This is a genomic window from Sodalis ligni, from assembly GCF_016865525.2.
Lineage (GTDB): Bacteria > Pseudomonadota > Gammaproteobacteria > Enterobacterales > Enterobacteriaceae > Acerihabitans > Acerihabitans ligni.
This window is the reverse complement of sequence record NZ_CP075169.1, coordinates 4,258,376-4,275,420: the sequence shown is the minus strand read 5'-3', so window position 1 is coordinate 4,275,420 and position 17,045 is coordinate 4,258,376. Positions and strand designations below refer to the sequence as shown.

At 53.7% G+C, this 17,045-nt stretch carries 8 protein-coding genes, 6 tRNA genes, 4 other RNA genes and 3 pseudogenes; 8 read left to right on the top strand and 13 right to left on the bottom strand.

The genetic code is table 11. From position 1 onward, the window contains the following. Position 1: 1 nt before the first annotated feature. Together GTU79_RS19985 and GTU79_RS19980 are read left to right on the top strand one after the other, a co-directional pair. Entirely contained in the window at positions 2-1,216 is a 1,215-nt protein-coding gene (locus tag GTU79_RS19985) for an HlyD/EmrA/EmrK family protein (RefSeq protein ID WP_203523794.1), read from the top strand. A gap of 12 nt (positions 1,217-1,228) precedes the next feature. Continuing rightward, a pseudogene (locus GTU79_RS19980) lies at positions 1,229-2,748 on the top strand (DHA2 family efflux MFS transporter permease subunit). 188 nt (positions 2,749-2,936) lie between these two features. On the opposite strand, the gene GTU79_RS19975 reads toward GTU79_RS19980, so the two are convergent. The 9 genes from GTU79_RS19975 to GTU79_RS19935 form a co-directional block, all read right to left on the bottom strand. Then, positions 2,937-3,953 carry an alpha/beta hydrolase gene (locus tag GTU79_RS19975; protein WP_203523618.1) on the bottom strand — a complete coding sequence of 339 codons (1,017 nt, stop codon included), beginning with the start codon at positions 3,951-3,953 and terminating at the stop codon, positions 2,937-2,939. A 376-nt stretch (positions 3,954-4,329) separates the two neighbouring features. Then, positions 4,330-4,456, bottom strand: a non-coding RNA gene (locus GTU79_RS19970) — RtT sRNA. Positions 4,457-4,500: 44 nt separating this feature from the next. Next, a non-coding RNA gene (locus tag GTU79_RS19965) (RtT sRNA) lies at positions 4,501-4,627 on the bottom strand. A 44-nt stretch (positions 4,628-4,671) separates the two neighbouring features. Then, positions 4,672-4,798, bottom strand: a non-coding RNA gene (locus tag GTU79_RS19960) — RtT sRNA. 44 nt (positions 4,799-4,842) lie between these two features. Then, a non-coding RNA gene (locus GTU79_RS19955) (RtT sRNA) lies at positions 4,843-4,969 on the bottom strand. 44 nt (positions 4,970-5,013) lie between these two features. Continuing rightward, positions 5,014-5,089: transfer RNA gene (locus GTU79_RS19950), tRNA-Lys, on the bottom strand. 16 nt (positions 5,090-5,105) lie between these two features. After that, a tRNA-Val gene (locus tag GTU79_RS19945) sits at positions 5,106-5,181 on the bottom strand. Between the two features lie 42 nt (positions 5,182-5,223). After that, positions 5,224-5,298: transfer RNA gene (locus tag GTU79_RS19940), tRNA-Val, on the bottom strand. A gap of 52 nt (positions 5,299-5,350) precedes the next feature. Continuing rightward, positions 5,351-5,426, bottom strand: a tRNA-Val gene (locus GTU79_RS19935). A 249-nt stretch (positions 5,427-5,675) separates the two neighbouring features. Between GTU79_RS19935 and gltX the strand changes: the two genes are divergently transcribed. The 3 genes from gltX (at position 5,676) to GTU79_RS19920 (ending at position 7,408) form a co-directional block, all read left to right on the top strand. Next, entirely contained in the window at positions 5,676-7,085 is a 1,410-nt protein-coding gene (gltX, locus tag GTU79_RS19930; protein WP_132927081.1) for a glutamate--tRNA ligase, read from the top strand. Between the two features lie 127 nt (positions 7,086-7,212). Next, positions 7,213-7,288, top strand: a tRNA-Ala gene (locus GTU79_RS19925). 44 nt (positions 7,289-7,332) lie between these two features. After that, positions 7,333-7,408: transfer RNA gene (locus tag GTU79_RS19920), tRNA-Ala, on the top strand. Positions 7,409-7,589: 181 nt separating this feature from the next. Here GTU79_RS19920 and GTU79_RS19915 read toward each other — a convergent pair. Continuing rightward, complete coding sequence (locus GTU79_RS19915) at positions 7,590-8,774, bottom strand: NupC/NupG family nucleoside CNT transporter (RefSeq protein WP_132927083.1); 1,185 nt, start codon at positions 8,772-8,774, stop codon at positions 7,590-7,592. Positions 8,775-9,157: 383 nt separating this feature from the next. Here GTU79_RS19915 and GTU79_RS19910 point away from each other — a divergent pair, with 383 nt between their 5' ends. After that, positions 9,158-10,393: an Nramp family divalent metal transporter gene (locus GTU79_RS19910; RefSeq protein ID WP_132927085.1), complete on the top strand. Its 1,236-nt coding sequence runs from the start codon at positions 9,158-9,160 to the stop codon at positions 10,391-10,393. Positions 10,394-10,474: 81 nt separating this feature from the next. On the opposite strand, the gene mgrA is transcribed toward GTU79_RS19910, so the two are convergent. After that, the gene (mgrA, locus tag GTU79_RS19905; protein ID WP_132927087.1) at positions 10,475-11,464 is read right to left on the bottom strand and encodes an L-glyceraldehyde 3-phosphate reductase; all 990 of its coding nucleotides are present in this window, start codon (positions 11,462-11,464) and stop codon (positions 10,475-10,477) included. Positions 11,465-11,690: 226 nt separating this feature from the next. On the opposite strand from mgrA, the gene GTU79_RS19900 reads away from it, so the two are divergent. Both GTU79_RS19900 and glk read left to right on the top strand, forming a co-directional pair. Further along, complete coding sequence (locus GTU79_RS19900) at positions 11,691-12,392, top strand: aspartate/glutamate racemase family protein (RefSeq protein ID WP_203523617.1); 702 nt, start codon at positions 11,691-11,693, stop codon at positions 12,390-12,392. Between the two features lie 146 nt (positions 12,393-12,538). Continuing rightward, positions 12,539-13,501, top strand: a complete 963-nt coding sequence (glk, locus tag GTU79_RS19895; protein ID WP_214513303.1) for a glucokinase — start codon at positions 12,539-12,541, stop codon at positions 13,499-13,501. 621 nt (positions 13,502-14,122) lie between these two features. Here the strand turns inward: glk and GTU79_RS19890 are convergent. Both GTU79_RS19890 and GTU79_RS19885 read right to left on the bottom strand, forming a co-directional pair. Then, positions 14,123-14,856 (bottom strand): annotated as a pseudogene (locus GTU79_RS19890) (LytR/AlgR family response regulator transcription factor). A 36-nt stretch (positions 14,857-14,892) separates the two neighbouring features. Next, positions 14,893-16,568 (bottom strand): annotated as a pseudogene (locus GTU79_RS19885) (LytS/YhcK type 5TM receptor domain-containing protein). Positions 16,569-17,045 lie beyond the last annotated feature (477 nt).

Here is a 17,045-nt window from a genome sequence, read left to right as displayed (position 1 = left end):
GATGAATTCCAATTCTGAACAAGCAGATCAAAACGCAACGCCTGCGACCCCGCGGGCGAAGCCGGGTAAACGCAGACTGCTGTTGTTGATATTGCTGGCGATAATCATTGTGGCCGTCGTAGGCTTCGGCCTTTACTACTGGTTCCATGGACGGTTTTTTGAAAATACCGACGATGCCTATGTTAATGGCAATTTAGTGCAAATCACTCCCCAGGTAGCGGGTACGGTAACCGCCATTGCCGCGGACGACGGCGATTTCGTGAAGCAAGGGCAGGTGCTGGTGCGCCTGGATCCCAGCGATACCAGGGTGAGACAGCAAAGCGCCGAGGCCAACCTGGCGAAAGTGGTCCGTCAGGTCCGCGGATTATACAGCAATGTGGACAATTACAAGGCCCAGGTGGCCGCGCGTAAAATTGAATTGCAGCGCGCCAAGGACGACTATCAGCGCCGCGCCAACCTGGCGCGGGACGGGGCGATTTCCCAGGAAGAACTGTCCCATTCCCGCGATACGCTGACCTCGGCGGAAACCTCGCTGACCTCGGCGCAACAGCAATTGAGCACGACCTTTGCCTTGGTGGACGATACCACCATCAGCAGCCATCCCGATGTCAAAGCGGCCGCCGCGCAGTTACGCCAGGCTTTCCTGGATAATGAACGCAGCACCATGGTGGCGCCGGTGACCGGCTACGTGGCGAAACGGTCGGTTCAGGTGGGCAGCCGCGTGCAGCCCGGCACTCCGTTGATGGCCGTGGTTCCCCTCGACCAGATCTGGATCGACGCCAACTTCAAAGAGACCCAACTGGTGGACATGCGTATCGGCCAACCGGTGGAAATCGATGCCGATCTCTACGGCGGCAAGGTGAGCTATAGCGGCAAAGTGGAAAGCCTTGGCGTCGGTACCGGTAGTGCGTTTTCCCTGCTGCCGGCTCAAAACGCCACGGGCAACTGGATTAAGATCGTCCAGCGCTTACCGGTGCGAATCCGCCTGGAGCCGGACCATCTGGAAAAGTTCCCGCTGCGTATCGGCTTATCCACCAATGTCACCGTGGATTTGCATAACCAGGACGGGCCGGTGCTGGCACCGCATCCTCAGGAAAAACCGCGTTTTGCCACCGATGTTTACGATCATCAGTTGGCAGAGGCTGACAGTTTAGTGGCGCGCATCATCCATGAAAATGGCGAGCAGGCCCGGGTTGCCGGTCAGGGGCAAAATTAATGCGGGGCCGCCATGAGTGATCAATCATTTCGTCCGCCCAGCCTGGTCCTGGCCACTATCGGACTGTCGCTGGCGACGTTTATGCAGGTGCTGGATACCACGATTGCCAATGTGGCCTTACCGACCATTTCCGGCAATCTGGGCGTCAGCTCTGATCAAGGGACGTGGGTTATTACTTCGTTTGCGGTATCCAACGCCATCGCATTGCCGCTGACCGGCTGGATGTCCCGGCGTTTCGGCCAGACCAAGCTGTTTTTGGCTTCGGTGATACTGTTTATTATCACCTCGTTTCTGTGCGGTATTTCCCAAAGCATGACGCAATTGGTGATATTCCGTGCGCTGCAGGGCTTTTTCGCCGGACCGCTGTATCCCATGGCGCAAACCCTGCTGTTGTCCATTTACCCCGCGGCCAAGCGGGGAATGGCGCTGTCCCTGCTGGCGATGGTGACGGTAGTGGCGCCCATTATCGGGCCGCTGGCGGGGGCTGGATTACCGATAACTACTCTTGGTCGTGGATCTTTTTTATCAACGTGCCCATCGGTATTTTCGCCGCCATGCTGGTTTTCACCCAGTTGAAGGAACGGCCGGAAGAGGTGGAGCATCAGCCTATCGATTATATCGGCCTGGGGCTGTTGGTGCTGGGGGTGGGCTTATTGCAGGTGGTGCTGGACAAAGGCAACGATCTCGATTGGTTCAGTTCCAATTTCATTGTCGCCGGCACGATAATTTCTTCGGTTTCGCTGATAGCGCTGGTCATCTGGGAATTCACCGACAAACATCCTATTGTCAATCTGCGACTGTTCCGCTATCGCAATTTCTCTTTCGGAACCCTGGCGCTGGTGTTGGGTTATTCCGGTTTCTTCGGCATAAACCTGCTGTTGCCGCAATGGCTGCAAACCCAATTAGGCTATACGCCGGTATGGGCGGGGATGGCGGCGGCGCCGATGGGTGTATTGCCGGTCCTTTTGTCGCCGCTGGTGGGGCGTTATGCCCATATGTTCGATTTGCGCTTGCTGTCGTGGGGATCGTTCCTGGTGATCGGCGTATCGTGCTTTATGCGGGCCGATTTTAATACCATGGTGGATTATTATCATATAGCGATGATCCAGGGTTTTATGGGTATCGGCATTGCGCTGTTTTTCATGCCTACCACCAGTATTCTGCTGTCCAGCCTGGCGCCGCGGGAGATTGCCGACGGTTCGGGTTTGGCGACCTTTTTGCGGGTGCTGGGAGGGAGTTTTGCCTCCTCTCTGACCACCTGGATCTGGCAGCGTCGGGAGATATTCCATCATGCGCAGCTGGTGGAGAATATCACGCCTTACAGCCAGAATACGCAGTCGTACATTGCACAGCTGGGGGGTAGCAGCCAGAGGGCCATGGCGCAGTTGGACAAGCTGGTGGAAGGGCAGGCCTATATGATGTCCACCGTCGATTATTTCACCCTTCTGGGCTGGATTTTCTTTTCGCTGGTGATCGTGATATTTCTGGCCAAACCGCCGTTTGTCGCCCAGGGCGGCGGGGGCGGGCATTAGGTTCTTCATTTCGCCCGCGGTCTCCCTTTAACCGGCTCGCTGTACGTTCTGTGCTGGCGGGCCTACCGAGGCATGGAGCGCTTTGCGGCCGGCAATGGCCGCTCCGGCCCCATTGCCGCGGTCTCCCTTTAACACGCTCTTTGTACGTTCTGAGATAGCGGCCGGTATGGCCGCTATTTAGGCTGGGGTTATTGCAGGTGGGTCTTCAGTTCGGTGGCGGCCTGCAGGATCTGTGAACGTACCGCCGGGACCTGGCTCAAGGGATTCAGCAATCCGAAGTCATGAATCATGCCGTTATAGCGGGTTACGGTTACGTCAACGCCGGCGGCATTCAGCTTCTTGCCATAGGCTTCCCCCTCATCACGCAGTACATCCAGCTCGGCGGTTTGAATCAGCGTCGGCGGCAGGCCTTTTAACTGCGCTTCGGTGGCGCGCAGCGGTGAGGCGTGGATGTCATTGCGCTGTTTGGCATCTTTGGTATAGGCGTCCCAGAACCACTTCATCATATTGCGGGTGAGGAAATGGCCTTGTGCGTAGGTCTTGTAGGAGCCGGTATCAAAGTCGGCATCCGTTACCGGCCACATTAAGGCTTCGAAGCGAATCTTCGGCGCGCCTTTTTCTTTCGCCATCAGGGAAACCACCGTTGCCATATTCCCGCCGACGCTGTTGCCCGCTACCGCCAGGCGTGAGCCGTCCACACCGATTTCATCGCCATGTTCCGCTACCCATCGGGTTGCCGCGTATGCCTGGTTAATGGCCACCGGATAATGCGCTTCCGGCGAGGGGGTGTAATTCACAAATACCGCCGCCGCGCCGGATTCCACCACCAGGTCGCGCACCAGGCGTTCATGGGTAGGGAAATCCCCCAGGATCCAGCCGCCGCCATGGAAGAACATAAATACCGGTAATGTGCCGGTGGCGCCTACCGGTTTAACGATTTTCAGCGAAATTTCCTGCCCGTCGACGGTAATGGTCTTATCCGAGACGTCGGCCGGCGGCAGCTTGGCATTGGCCTGGGCGTCCGTGAGAACCTGGCGTGCCTCTTTCGGCGAAAGCTGTTCCATGGGTTTGCCGCCGGAACCGTTCAGTACGTTCAGGAACGATTGCACCTGGCGATCGGCGGCGGGAAGCTGGGTCGCGGCAAAGGCGCTGCTCATTCCCATGGTCAGCAGGGAGGCGGTGAAAATTGTGGCTAATTTGGACATGGTGAATTTCCTTCTGTCAGTGAATGTGATGTCGCCCAGGCGACGAGTAAGCTTCTTGTATTGCTCTCAATTAAGTATTTTGGAAATTAGTAGTGTGCTATTTAGTTAATCAGAGCTATACCTGCAACGTTTACACTAAGCGCTGAGGGAAAATTTTCACTTCACCTTTTGCCGTTGTGCATCCAATGAAAGCTAATTTAAATAGTTCGCTATTAAATAGCAAGATATTTAATTGATAAGTTTCAAACATTTTTATGGCAGGTAAGGATATGATTATAAATCAGTAGGTTAAAAATGCCGGCAATAAGAATTGTCTGCGGATTTCATCTTGCTAAGGGTTTGAGGTAGTGGGCTGCAAAGGAGTGTTTTTAGAAAGTGGTGGGTCGTGCAGGATGACTCGGCCTTTGGCCTCGCCCTGCGGGTCGTTGCCATACGGCAACGCTGTCTCGCTTCGCTCGGCTCGAACCTGCGCAGGTTCTCATCCAGCACGACTCATGCGATATAAGCGTAAAGAGAACTTTTGCCGGGAAGAGTTTTTATTTGAAAGTGGTGGGTCGTGCAGGATGACTCGGCCTTTGGCCTCGCCCTGCGGGTCGTTGCCATACGGCAACGCTGTCTCGCTTCGCTCGGCTCGAACCTGCGCAGGTTCTCATCCAGCACGACTCGTGCGATATAAGCGTAAAGCGAACTTTTGCCGGGGAGAGTTTTTATTTGAAAGTGGTGGGTCGTGCAGGATGACTCGGCCTTTGGCCTCGCCCTGCGGGTCGTTGCCATACGGCAACGCTGTCTCGCTTCGCTCGGCTCGAACCTGCGCAGGTTCTCATCCAGCACGACTCGTGCGATATAAGCGTAAAGCGAACATTTGCCGGGGAGAGTTTTTATCTGAAAGTGGTGGGTCGTGCAGGATGACTCGGCCTTTGGCCTCGCCCTGCGGGTCGTTGCCATACGGCAACGCTGTCTCGCTTCGCTCGGCTCGAACCTGCGCAGGTTCTCATCCAGCACGACTCGTGCGATATAAGCGTAAAGCGAACATTTGCCGGGGAGAGTTTTTATTTGAAAGTGGTGGGTCGTGCAGGATTCGAACCTGCGACCAATTGATTAAAAGTCAACTGCTCTACCAACTGAGCTAACGACCCACTTAAAGATCAGAAATGGTGGGTGATGACGGGATCGAACCGCCGACCCTCTCCTTGTAAGGGAGACGCTCTCCCAGCTGAGCTAATCACCCATTTCTGAAAACCGAAAATCAAAACAATACTGACTTAAGAAGTGGTGGGTGATGACGGATCGAACCGCCGACCCTCTCCTTGTAAGGGAGACGCTCTCCCAGCTGAGCTAATCACCCACTTCTTACAGCGTATTACTTCTATTTCACAGCGGAGCCACCCAAAATGAAGTGGTGGGTGATGACGGGATCGAACCGCCGACCCTCTCCTTGTAAGGGAGACGCTCTCCCAGCTGAGCTAATCACCCCCGCCGTGTGGTGTCGCATTATAGGGATACTGCCAAGTGAGTCAACGGTTTTTCAAAGTAAAAAGTGTGTTCGTCGTAAAATTAGTCAAGAATTGACTTGCCGCTACCGGAATATAGGTAAAAAACGCCGCTAAAGTCAAACGGCGTTGAGGAATCGAGGGGGAGTGGTAGAATATTGTCCACTTTTTATATACGGTGGGAAGCCGCGCTTCCCACTGTCAGCCAAGCGTGATTAAGGCAATATCCCCAATGAAAATTAAAACCCGTTTTGCGCCCAGCCCCACCGGCTATCTGCACGTCGGCGGCGCCCGTACCGCTCTTTATTCGTGGCTTTTTGCCCGCCATCACGGCGGCGAGTTCGTGCTGCGTATCGAGGATACCGATCTGGAGCGCTCAACCCAGGCTGCTATTGATGCCATTATGGATGGGATGAATTGGCTTAATCTGGATTGGGATGAAGGTCCGTATTTCCAGACCAAACGCTTTGACCGATATAACGCGGTTATCGATGAGATGCTTGAACAAGGCACCGCTTATAAATGCTACTGCTCCAAGGAACGGTTGGAAGCGCTGCGTGAAGAGCAGATGGCTAAAGGGGAAAAGCCCCGTTATGACGGCCGTTGCCGCAACAGCCATGAGCATCATGACGCGAATGAGCCGTGCGTGGTGCGTTTTGCCAACCCGCAAGAGGGTTCGGTGATTTTTGACGATAAAATCCGCGGGCCCATCGAGTTCAGCAATCAGGAACTGGACGATTTGATTATCCGCCGCACCGACGGTTCCCCCACGTATAATTTTTGCGTGGTGATCGATGACTGGGATATGGAAATCACCCATGTTATCCGGGGCGAAGACCATATTAATAATACCCCGCGCCAAATCAATATCCTGAAAGCGCTGGGGGCGCCGGTGCCTGAGTACGCCCATGTTTCGATGATATTGGGGGACGATGGCAAAAAACTCTCCAAACGCCACGGGGCGGTTGGGGTGATGCAGTATCGCGACGATGGCTTCCTGCCCGAAGCGCTGCTGAACTATCTGGTGCGTCTGGGCTGGTCACACGGCGATCAGGAAATATTCAGCATCGGCGAGATGAAAGAGCTGTTTAGCCTGGGAGATATCAACAAGTCCGCCAGCGCGTTCAATACCGAAAAGTTACTGTGGCTTAATCATCATTATATCAATCATCTGCCGGCGGAGTATGTGGCCACCCATTTGCTCTGGCATATGGAGCAAGAAGGTATCGACACCAGCAATGGCCCGCAGCTCACGGCGCTGATTGGCCTACTGGGGGAACGCTGCAAGACCCTGAAGGAGATGGCGTCTTCCTGCCACTACTTTTATCAGGATTTCGAGGAATTCGATGCCGACGCCGCCAAGAAGCATTTGCGGCCGGTTGCCCGGCAGCCGCTGGAGCTGGCGCGCGCCAAGCTGGCCGCATTGACCGACTGGACGCCGGAGCTGGTTCACCAGGCCATCGAGCAGACCGCAGCGGAGCTTGAAGTGGGCATGGGCAAGGTGGGGATGCCGCTGCGGGTCGCCGTCACCGGCGCCGGCCAATCGCCGGCATTGGATGTGACGGTGCATGCGGTAGGCCGGGCCCGCACCCTGGCACGAATTGACATGGCCTTGGCGTTTATTACCCGGCGTGAACAATAAACCGGTTCGGAGCCGCTGATTTGGCGGCTTTTTCAGCGTTTGATGCGTTTAATACATTTAGCCGTTGACACCGTTTGCCGGGTTTCATATCATGCGCCCCGTCCACAGAATACGATATGTATGGAACGGGGCTATAGCTCAGCTGGGAGAGCGCTTGCATGGCATGCAAGAGGTCAGCGGTTCGATCCCGCTTAGCTCCACCAATCGCAGGATTGGTTTGAATCGTGATTCTGAAAAGCAGTACGTTGGGGCTATAGCTCAGCTGGGAGAGCGCTTGCATGGCATGCAAGAGGTCAGCGGTTCGATCCCGCTTAGCTCCACCAATTAAATGTGAAAAAAAACCGGCTCAGGCCGGTTTTTTTGCGTCTGTACTGATTCGAAATAACCACGGATGCACCAGGTAGGTGCCAAATAGTATTCAAAAATAAGTATAAAAAAAGGGTCAGGTTTCCCCGACCCCAACGGGTCTTGCGGCCCTAATGATAACGATTTTTTTATTCGCTATTACATGACCAGCCCGGTAACGGCCGCGGACAGCACGCTAACCAGAGTGGATCCATAGACCAGCTTCAGACCGAAGCGCGAAACCACATTGCCCTGGTGCTCATTCAAGCCTTTAATCGCCCCGGCCACTATCCCGATGGAGGAAAAGTTAGCGAAAGAGACCAGGAACACCGAAAGAATCCCCTCCGAACGCGGCGACAGCTGGCCGGCGATTTTTTGCAGATCCATCATGGCGACAAATTCATTGGATACCAGTTTGGTGGCCATGATGCTGCCGACCCGCAGCGCTTCATGAGCGGGAACGCCCATTACCCAGGCGAACGGGAAGAAGATATAACCCAATATCCCCTGGAAACTGATGCCGAAGATGACGTTGAACAACGCATTGATAGCGGAAATAATGGCGATAAAACCAATCAGCATGGCCGCGACGATGATAGCCACTTTAAAACCCGCCAGGATATATTCCCCCAGCATTTCGAAGAAGCTTTGTCCCGCGTGCAGATTGCTCATCTGCAGCTCTTCTTCCTTCTCGACTCGGTAAGGGTTAATCAGCGATAAAACCACAAAGGTGCTGAACATATTCAATACCAGGGCGGCCACCACGTATTTCGGTTGAAGCATGGTCATATAGGCGCCGACGATGGACATCGACACCGTTGACATGGCGGTGGCGGCCATGGTGTACATCCGGCGTTCAGACATTTTGCCCAGGATATCTTTATAGGCGATGAAATTTTCCGATTGGCCGAGGATCAGTGAACTGACGGCATTGAACGACTCCAATTTACCCATGCCGTTAACCTTGGACAGCAGGGTACCGATGATCCGGATAATCCAGGGCAGCAGGCGGATATGTTGCAAAATGCCGATCAGCGCCGAGATAAAAACAATCGGACATAAAACGTTCAGGAAAAAGAACGCCAGTCCTTGTTTGTTCATATTGCCAAAAACGAAGCCGGTCCCTTCGGCGGCATAGCCTAATAATTTATCGAATAATGCGGAAAAACCTTGAACGAACCCCAGTCCTATCGATGAGTTGAGGAAAAAATAAGCAAGTAAAATCTCGATCACCAGCAATTGAACAATGTAGCGCAGTCTGATGTTTTTACGATCGCGACTGACCAGCAATGCTAAAATCGCCACGACGACAAGGGCGAGAATAAAATGAAAAATCCGGGACATAGAAGCTCCAATCGTAAGCCATGCAATAATTCGCCGCTTATTCTATGGAACGGCAGCATTAAAAACGAGTTATAAGTTGCAAATATAGAAAAATCATCTAGCAACCTAGGTCAGGCACAGGTCGTTAGAGATGTAATTAAAAAAATTGTTATAATTGTAGCCATATATGTTTTTGATGTGCTAACATTTGGTAGTAGCCCAAAAAACGCTCTACATCATCTCCAGCGCGGGATGCAACTGCCATCAGATTGGGTTATTAACGCCCTATATGCTCATCATCGTCATCTATCACAGAGATAAGCTGAAACGTTCCAAATGCACTTGATAATTATTATCGTTTGGGTACGATGAAGCTGACTCGATGGATCATAAGGGTAACCGATATGTTGAATAGCCGAACCGTTGATGAGGTAAAGAGCTCTGGGCGAAAGATTAAGCTGTCCCTGCTCGGGCCGGCATTCATCGCCGCTATCGGGTACATCGATCCGGGTAACTTCGCCACCAACATCCAGTCCGGGGCCAGCTTCGGCTATCGTCTGCTGTGGGTTGTGGTCTGGGCCAACTTTATGGCCATGCTTATCCAGCTCCTGTCGGCAAAACTGGGCATCGCCACGGGTAAAAACCTCGCCGAGCATATTCGTGACCGGTTTCCGCGTCCGGCGGTGTGGGCTTACTGGATCCAGGCGGAAATTATCGCCATGGCCACCGACCTGGCGGAATTTGTCGGCGCCGCCATCGGCTTCAAGATGCTGCTGGGGGTGTCGCTGCTGCAGGGCGCGATATTAACAGGCATTGCCACCTTCCTGATCCTCATGCTGCAGCACCGGGGCCAGAAACCGCTTGAAGTGGTGATTGGCGGGTTGCTGGTATTCGTCGCCGCCGCGTATATCGCCGAACTGTTTTTTTCCCAACCGAATATCGCCGAGCTGGGCCGGGGTATGCTGATTCCCACCCTGCCGAACGCCGACTCGGTGTTTCTGGCGGCCGGGGTGCTGGGTGCGACCATTATGCCCCATGTTATCTATTTGCACTCGTCGCTGACGCAGAACGCCATGAAGGGCACCCGAGCCCAGCGTTATTCCTCCACCAAACTGGATGTCGCTATCGCCATGACCACCGCCGGGTTTGTTAACCTGGCCATGATGGCCACCGCGGCCGCGGCGTTCCATTTCAGCGGACATGCCGGTATTTCCGATCTGGGCGAAGCTTATCTGACTCTGACGCCGCTGTTGAACCATACCGCGGCGACGGTGTTCGGTCTGAGCCTGGTGGCGGCCGGCCTCTCCTCAACCGTGGTGGGCACCATGGCGGGGCAGGTGGTGATGCAGGGGTTTGTCCATTTCCATATTCCGCTGCTGGTGCGTCGTCTTGTCACCATGCTGCCTTCTTTTATCGTCATCATGGCCGGTTTGGATCCCACCCGAATCCTGGTGTTAAGCCAGGTGCTGCTGAGTTTCGGCATCGCCCTGGCGCTGGTACCGCTGCTGGTCTTTACCGGCAATCGGCAGTTGATGAATGAGATGGTCAATACCCGTCTGGTGAAGATTATCGGCTGGTGCATCGTGGTGGTGGTGGTGTCGCTGAATATCTACCTGCTGGTGTGTACGGCGCTGGCATAAACCCTGCTCCGGCAATAATCATTGAAAAGGCCCGGACTATGTTCGGGCCTTTTTTGACGGCGTGTTGTGAGGCGATTGTCGTCAGCCCAGGATGGCGTCTATCTGGCTCAGTTCGTCTGCGCTGAACTCGCGGTTGGACAGCATGCCCACCGCATCCTCGATTTGTTCCGGCTTGCTGGCGCCGATAAGTACCGATGTCACCCGGTCGCCGCGCAGTATCCAGGCCAAGGCCATTTGCGACAATTTTTGTCCCCTGGCAAGGGCGATGGCGTTCAGCCCGCGCACTTTATCCATCGTCCGGCTATCCAGCCGTTCCTTGGTCAGGAAATGACTGCCGGTAGCCACCCGCGAATCCTCCGGAATACCGTCCAGATAACGATCGGTAAGCAGACCGCCCGCCAGCGGTGAGAAGGCGATGGAGCCAACGCCGGAATCCGCCAGCACATCCAGTAATTCCGGTTCGACCCACCGCTCGAACATCGAGTATTTGGGTTGGTGTATCAGGCACGGGGTGCCCAAATCCTGCAGAATCTTGAATGCCTGCCGGGCCAGCTCCGCCGGGTAATTCGACAATCCGATATATAAAGCCTTGCCCTGGCGCACCAGCAGATCCAGGGCGGTCATGGTTTCAAGCAGCGGCGTGGCGGTATCGGGACGGTGGTGATAAAAGATATCCACATAATCCAGGCCCATGCGCCGCAGGCTCTGGTTAAGGCTTGATACCAGGTATTTTTTAGATCCCCAATCGCCGTAAGGCCCCGGCCACATGGTGTAACCCGCTTTGGTGGAAATGATCAGCTCGTCGCGGTAGGGATGCAAGTCCTCACGCAGCAAACGGCCGAAATTTTCTTCCGCCGAACCTGGAGGCGGCCCGTAATTATTGGCAAGGTCGAAATGGGTAATACCCAGATCGAAAGCGCGACGCACCATATTGCGGCTGTTTTCAAACCGGGTTATATCGCCAAAATTATGCCACAGTCCTAGTGACACCGCCGGAAGCTCAAGGCCGCTGGCACCGCAGCGACGATAAACCATGTCCTCATAACGGGTAGGACTGGCCAAATAAACCATACAAATTCCTCAAATCATTAAGCGGGACGGTAGGGTAGCCATTATTGACCGCCGCCGCCCGGTAGGCGATCACATTTTGGGTGTCTGTAATCTTAAAGCTCTCAATTCAAGCTGATGCGGACATTGAACTCAACCTGTGACAAGGATACATTCAGTTAAATTATTTTTTCTGTGATGTATAATCCGCCCGGCCGTATACCGCCGCCGGGATCAAAAGGACAATGCCATGAAAACGCTCGGACTGCTCGGCGGCATGAGCTGGGAATCTACCTTACCCTATTATCGTATGATCAACCAAGGGATTAGCGAGCGGCTGGGCGGCTTGCATTCCGCCAGCCTGCTTCTTTGCAGCCTGGATTTCGCCGACATCGCGCAAATGCAGGCCGGCGGGGAGTGGCGCCGTGCCGGGCAACTGCTGGCGGATAAAGCGGTAGCGTTACAGCAGGCGGGCGCGGAGGCTATTGTGTTATGTACCAACACAATGCATAAAGTGGCGGATAATATAGAACAGGCTTGTACCTTGCCTTTGCTGCATATCGCCGATGCCACCGGCCGGGTCATAAACCGTCAAGGGCTGCGCCGGGTGGGATTGCTGGGCACCCGCTTCACCATGCAAGAGGATTTTTACCGCCAACGGCTGGCGCAATCCCACGGTATCGAGGTTGTGGTTCCGGATGATCATGACAGCGATATTATCCACCGGGTGATTTTCGAGGAGTTATGCCTTGGCCGGATCCGTCCCGAATCCCGTGAGGCTTATGCACGTATCATCGCCAAACTTGAGAGCCAAGGCATTGAGGGGCTCATTCTGGGTTGCACCGAGATAGGATTGTTAATCAGTCAGGACGACGCCGCCGTACCCTTGTTCGATACTACGGCGATTCATGCCGCCTCGGCCGTTGCGTTTGCGCTGGGAGACGAAGGGTAAGAGGAGGATGGAAGGCTCATCCTATTTAAAGCTTTGCCAACATATAGCAATGGTTATTATAACTGGTATCATTATTTTATTATTTATACTTTTTGTCCGACGTTTGCCCTACGGCAATGTGCAAAGTAAGTGGAGCCTTGAATATAATGACTAAATACGCCCTGGTGGGTGATGTCGGCGGGACAAATGCCCGGTTGGCGCTGTGCGATGTGGACAGCGGGGCAATTTCCCATATCCATACCTATTCTTCCCAGGAATACAGCACCCTTGAAGCCGTGATCCGGCACTATCTCGAGGCGCAGAAGGTTGCCGCCGCCGAAGCCTGTATCGCCATTGCCTGCCCCATTACCGGCGATCGGGTGGAGATGACCAATAATTCCTGGACCTTCTCCATCAAAGAGATGAAAGCGAACCTCGGTTTCGCGCTGTTGGAAGTTATCAATGATTTTACCGCCGTGTCGATGGCGGTACCGGTCTTAGGCGAGGCTGATGTGGAGCAATTCGGCGGCGACAAGCCCCGGCCGGGACCGATCGTGGTCTATGGCGCGGGTACCGGGCTGGGCGTCTGTCATTTGCTGCGTCAGGACAAACGCTGGATAAGTTTGCCCGGCGAGGGTGGGCATGTGGGTTTTGCCGCAGGCAGCGACGATGAAATCGCTGTTCTGACCCAACTGCATGCCGTACGGGGACATGTTTCGACCGAACGGGTACTGTCCGGACCGGGCTTGGTGAATATCTACCGCAGCCTGATGTTCGCCGAGGGCCGGACTCCGGAAGATTTACGTCCATCGCAGGTCACCGCTCGGGCCATTGACGGCTCTGATGCCGACTGTCGCCGCGCGTTGTCGGTATTATGCGAAATCATGGGCCGCTTCGGCGGGAATCTTGCGCTAAACATGGGAACCTTTGGCGGGGTGTATATTGCCGGCGGTCTGGTGCCGCGCTTTAAGGATTTTTTCCGTGCGTCCGGGTTTCGGGCGGCTTTCGAGGATAAGGGCCGTTTCAAAAGTTATCTGGCCGCCATTCCGGTTTATCTGATTACCCATGAGCAGCCGGGCCTGATGGGTGCCGGCGCCCATTTGCGGCAATTGATGGGCAGCGAGCTTTAAAGCGCCCAGCCTCCCTTTAACACGATCATTGCACGTTCGGTGATAGCGGGCCTAGCGTGCCATGAGGCGCTCGGTCGGGCGGACAACAACGCCCGATTCGACCTCATTGGCGCGCTCTCCCTTTAACACGATCATTGCACGTTTGGTGATAGCGGGCCTAGCGTGCCATGAGGCGCTCGGTCGGGCGGACAACAACGCCCGATTCGACCTCATTGGCGCGCTCTCCCTTTAACACGATCATTGCACGTTCGGTGATAGCGGGCCTAGCGTGCCATGAGGCGCTCGGTCGGGCGGACAACAACGCCCGATTCGACCTCATTGGCGCGCTCTCCCTTTAACACGATCATTGCACGTTCGGTGATAGCGGGCCTAGCGTGCCATGAGGCGCTCGGTCGGGCGGACAACAACGCCCGATTCGACCTCATTGGCGCGCTCTCCCTTTAACACGATCATTGCACGTTCGGTGATAGCGGGCCTAGCGGGCCTAGCGTGCCATGAGGCGCTCGGTCGGGCGGACAAAAACGCCCGATTCGACCTCATTGGCGCGCTCTCCCTTTAACACGATCGTTGCACGTCCGGTGATAGCGGGCCTAGCGTGCCATGAGGCGCTGTCTGCTTTATTCACAACCGCATTAGCTGACGGAAGGCTTTGACCTTGCTTCTGCTCACCGGCACCTCAAAATCCAGGTCGTTTAACCGTAGCAGATAGGTATTGTTAAACCACGGGACGATTTCGCGAATTTTCGTCAAATTCACCACGTAAGATCGATGGCAGCGGAAGAAAAATGCTTCCGGCAACCGGGTGCAAAATTCGGTGATCACCATCGGCATGGTGAAAATTTCTTTACGGGTATACACCAGCGTCACTTTTTCCTGTGCCGCGGCATAGTAGATGTTATTGATATCGGTAACAATAATACGTTCGTCTTTTAGCAAATTTATGGAATGGCGGTCAGAAGAGGAATTGTTACTACTGGGGAGCGTAGCGGCGGGAGCGGCAAGCAGCGCTTCCAGTTTCTGCAGCATGGTGACAATGCGCGATTCTTGATAGGGCTTGAGGATGTAATCGAAGGCCTCCAGCTCAAAAGCTTCCACGGCATGTTCTTTATAGGCGGTAATAAAACTATCTGCGGCTTATGAATGAATTTGCTGATGCTTTGCGCCAGCAAAACGCCATCCAGAGAGGGAATATTGATATCCAGAAAAATCACATCCACTTCATGGCCCTGTAAATACCGCAGCACGTCCAGGCCGTCTTCAAAGGTGGCTTCAATGGTCAGACTGCTGTGTTTACGGATGAGATAGCTCAATTCCTCCTGCGATAAGAACTCATCTTCGACAATAACGGCTTTCATACGGTTTCGCTTTCTCTGAACAATAAATCCCGGCTGTCAGGCGGCCAGCTTATTGCTTTTATGGGGAATGTAAAACCAGATTTCAGTGCCTGGTTCAAGACGGCGGATATGGAGACCCTCGCCGTATAATAACGATACGCGATGATGCACATTCAGCAGGCCGATTTTTTACCCGGTAATTCGTTGCGCTTCACCTGTTCAATCACCTCTTGGCTGATGCCGTTGCCGGTATCCTTCACCGAGATGCGAATACGTCCGCCGTCTTCTCTGACGGAAATCACCACTACCCCTTTACCTCGGCAAGGCTGTATACCGTGGACGATAGCATTTTCCACCAAGGGTTGGATCAGCAGACTGGGAATAGAAAAAGACAATTCCTCGTCAATATCGTAAATGATGCTCAATTTGCTGCCGAACCGCGCCTGCTCAATGGCGACATAATCCTGGATTTGATAAAGCTCCTTTTTGATATCAATCTGGGCATCATTAAGCTCCAGATTATAGCGCAGATAACGTGAAAGATTGATAATAAGCTGGCGGGCAGTATCCGGATTGATGCGGATAGACGATGAAATGGCATTCAGGGCATTAAACAGGAAATGCGGATTGATTTTGCTTTGCAGCGCCCGCAGCTCAGCCTGGTCGGCCATTTCCCGCAGCTGTTCGATGCGGGAAACCTCAATTTGGGTCGAGATAATCTGCGACAGGCCGATGGCCATAACCTTCAGGGAATTGGTGATTTGATGGGCATGGCGATAATAAATTTTCAGCGTACCGGTCACGACGCCTTTTTCCCATAGGGGTATAATGATCAGAGAATGTATTTGCGGAGTACGTTCCGCCTCATCATTATTCTTGATGGTGATTTTGCCGCTCTGGATACTCTCTTTGGTCATATCGCTGATGATTTCATGGCCGATGTTATAAAATTCGGCGCCAACACCGACATAAGCCAGAATATTGTGCTCATTGGTGATGGCCACCGCGTCGGCCTTGATATCGGTGCGGATGATATCGCAAATGGTATTAAGGGATTCACTGTTGATATGCCGGAAATAGGGTAATGTTTTGTTGGCAATATCCAGGGCCAGCTTGGCCTGTCGCGCCGCAATCACTTCTCTTTCATCTTCCACCCCCTGCACCAGCAGCACAATCATGCCGATACTGACGCCGCCCAGGATCATTGGCATCGCAATCTTAGATACGATATCCAGCCCCAGCGACATCGGCTGTGCCCACAGCACCACCAGCAGCATGGTCAGGCACTCGCAGAGCATGCCGCCGATGATGCCGATCCCCCAGCGATGCTCTTTAATGATTTTTAATTTGATGTAGCCGGAAACAAACCCCGCCACTATGCTGCTGATAAGGCAGGGGACCGACGTGGGACCGTTGATATCAATGAGATAACGATGTACGCCGGCAATGATGCCGGTGGTAATGCCGACCCAGGGGCCGAACAGGATACCGCCGGACATGACCGCGATAATCCGTACGTTAACCAGCGAGCCTTCCACATGGATACCGGAATAGGTGCTGAAAATCGCGAACAGGGAAAAGATGGCGGTGACCGCCAGCAATTCCTGGCCGGTATGCTGCTCTTTTTGCAATAGCTGCCGAAATTGACGGGTTCTGGTCAATAGAAACAGACAAATCAACATTAATGCCGCGCGTTCATAGACCGCCAGCAGCATATCAAACATCTCTTTCACAACCCCGTCCCGCTCATCTAACAGTACTGCCGCTACTATAAGCAAAAGGCGGTCAATGTTCCAGCCGCGCCGTCCCGGGATTCGCGTGAAGAAAATATAATTGAGGAAACTTGAGTAAAATAAAGAGGAAGCCTATTTTCCCCGATTATGCTTTAACTAGAGTGAGTTAGACGCTGAAAAGAGGAAATTATGCTGTCTGGGATTGCGTTTTTTACCTCTTTTAATGTCCGCGCTTTTGTATCTACAGCGTAAAAAGTTTCCCTTAACCGCTAAACAAAGCACGTTCGACAATAAAGCCGGCCTTAACCGGTATCTTAGTTCTGCCCCGGAGAAAGAACCGCCGACGAATATTCTCTTGTACCGACGCGGAACGGTTATCCATTGTATTGCCGCTGATTCTGGGATAGGTTTTAACCAGACCTTAAATAGGGTCAGCGTCGCTCGGATGGTCCGGGCGCTAACGTACATTGAGGAAAT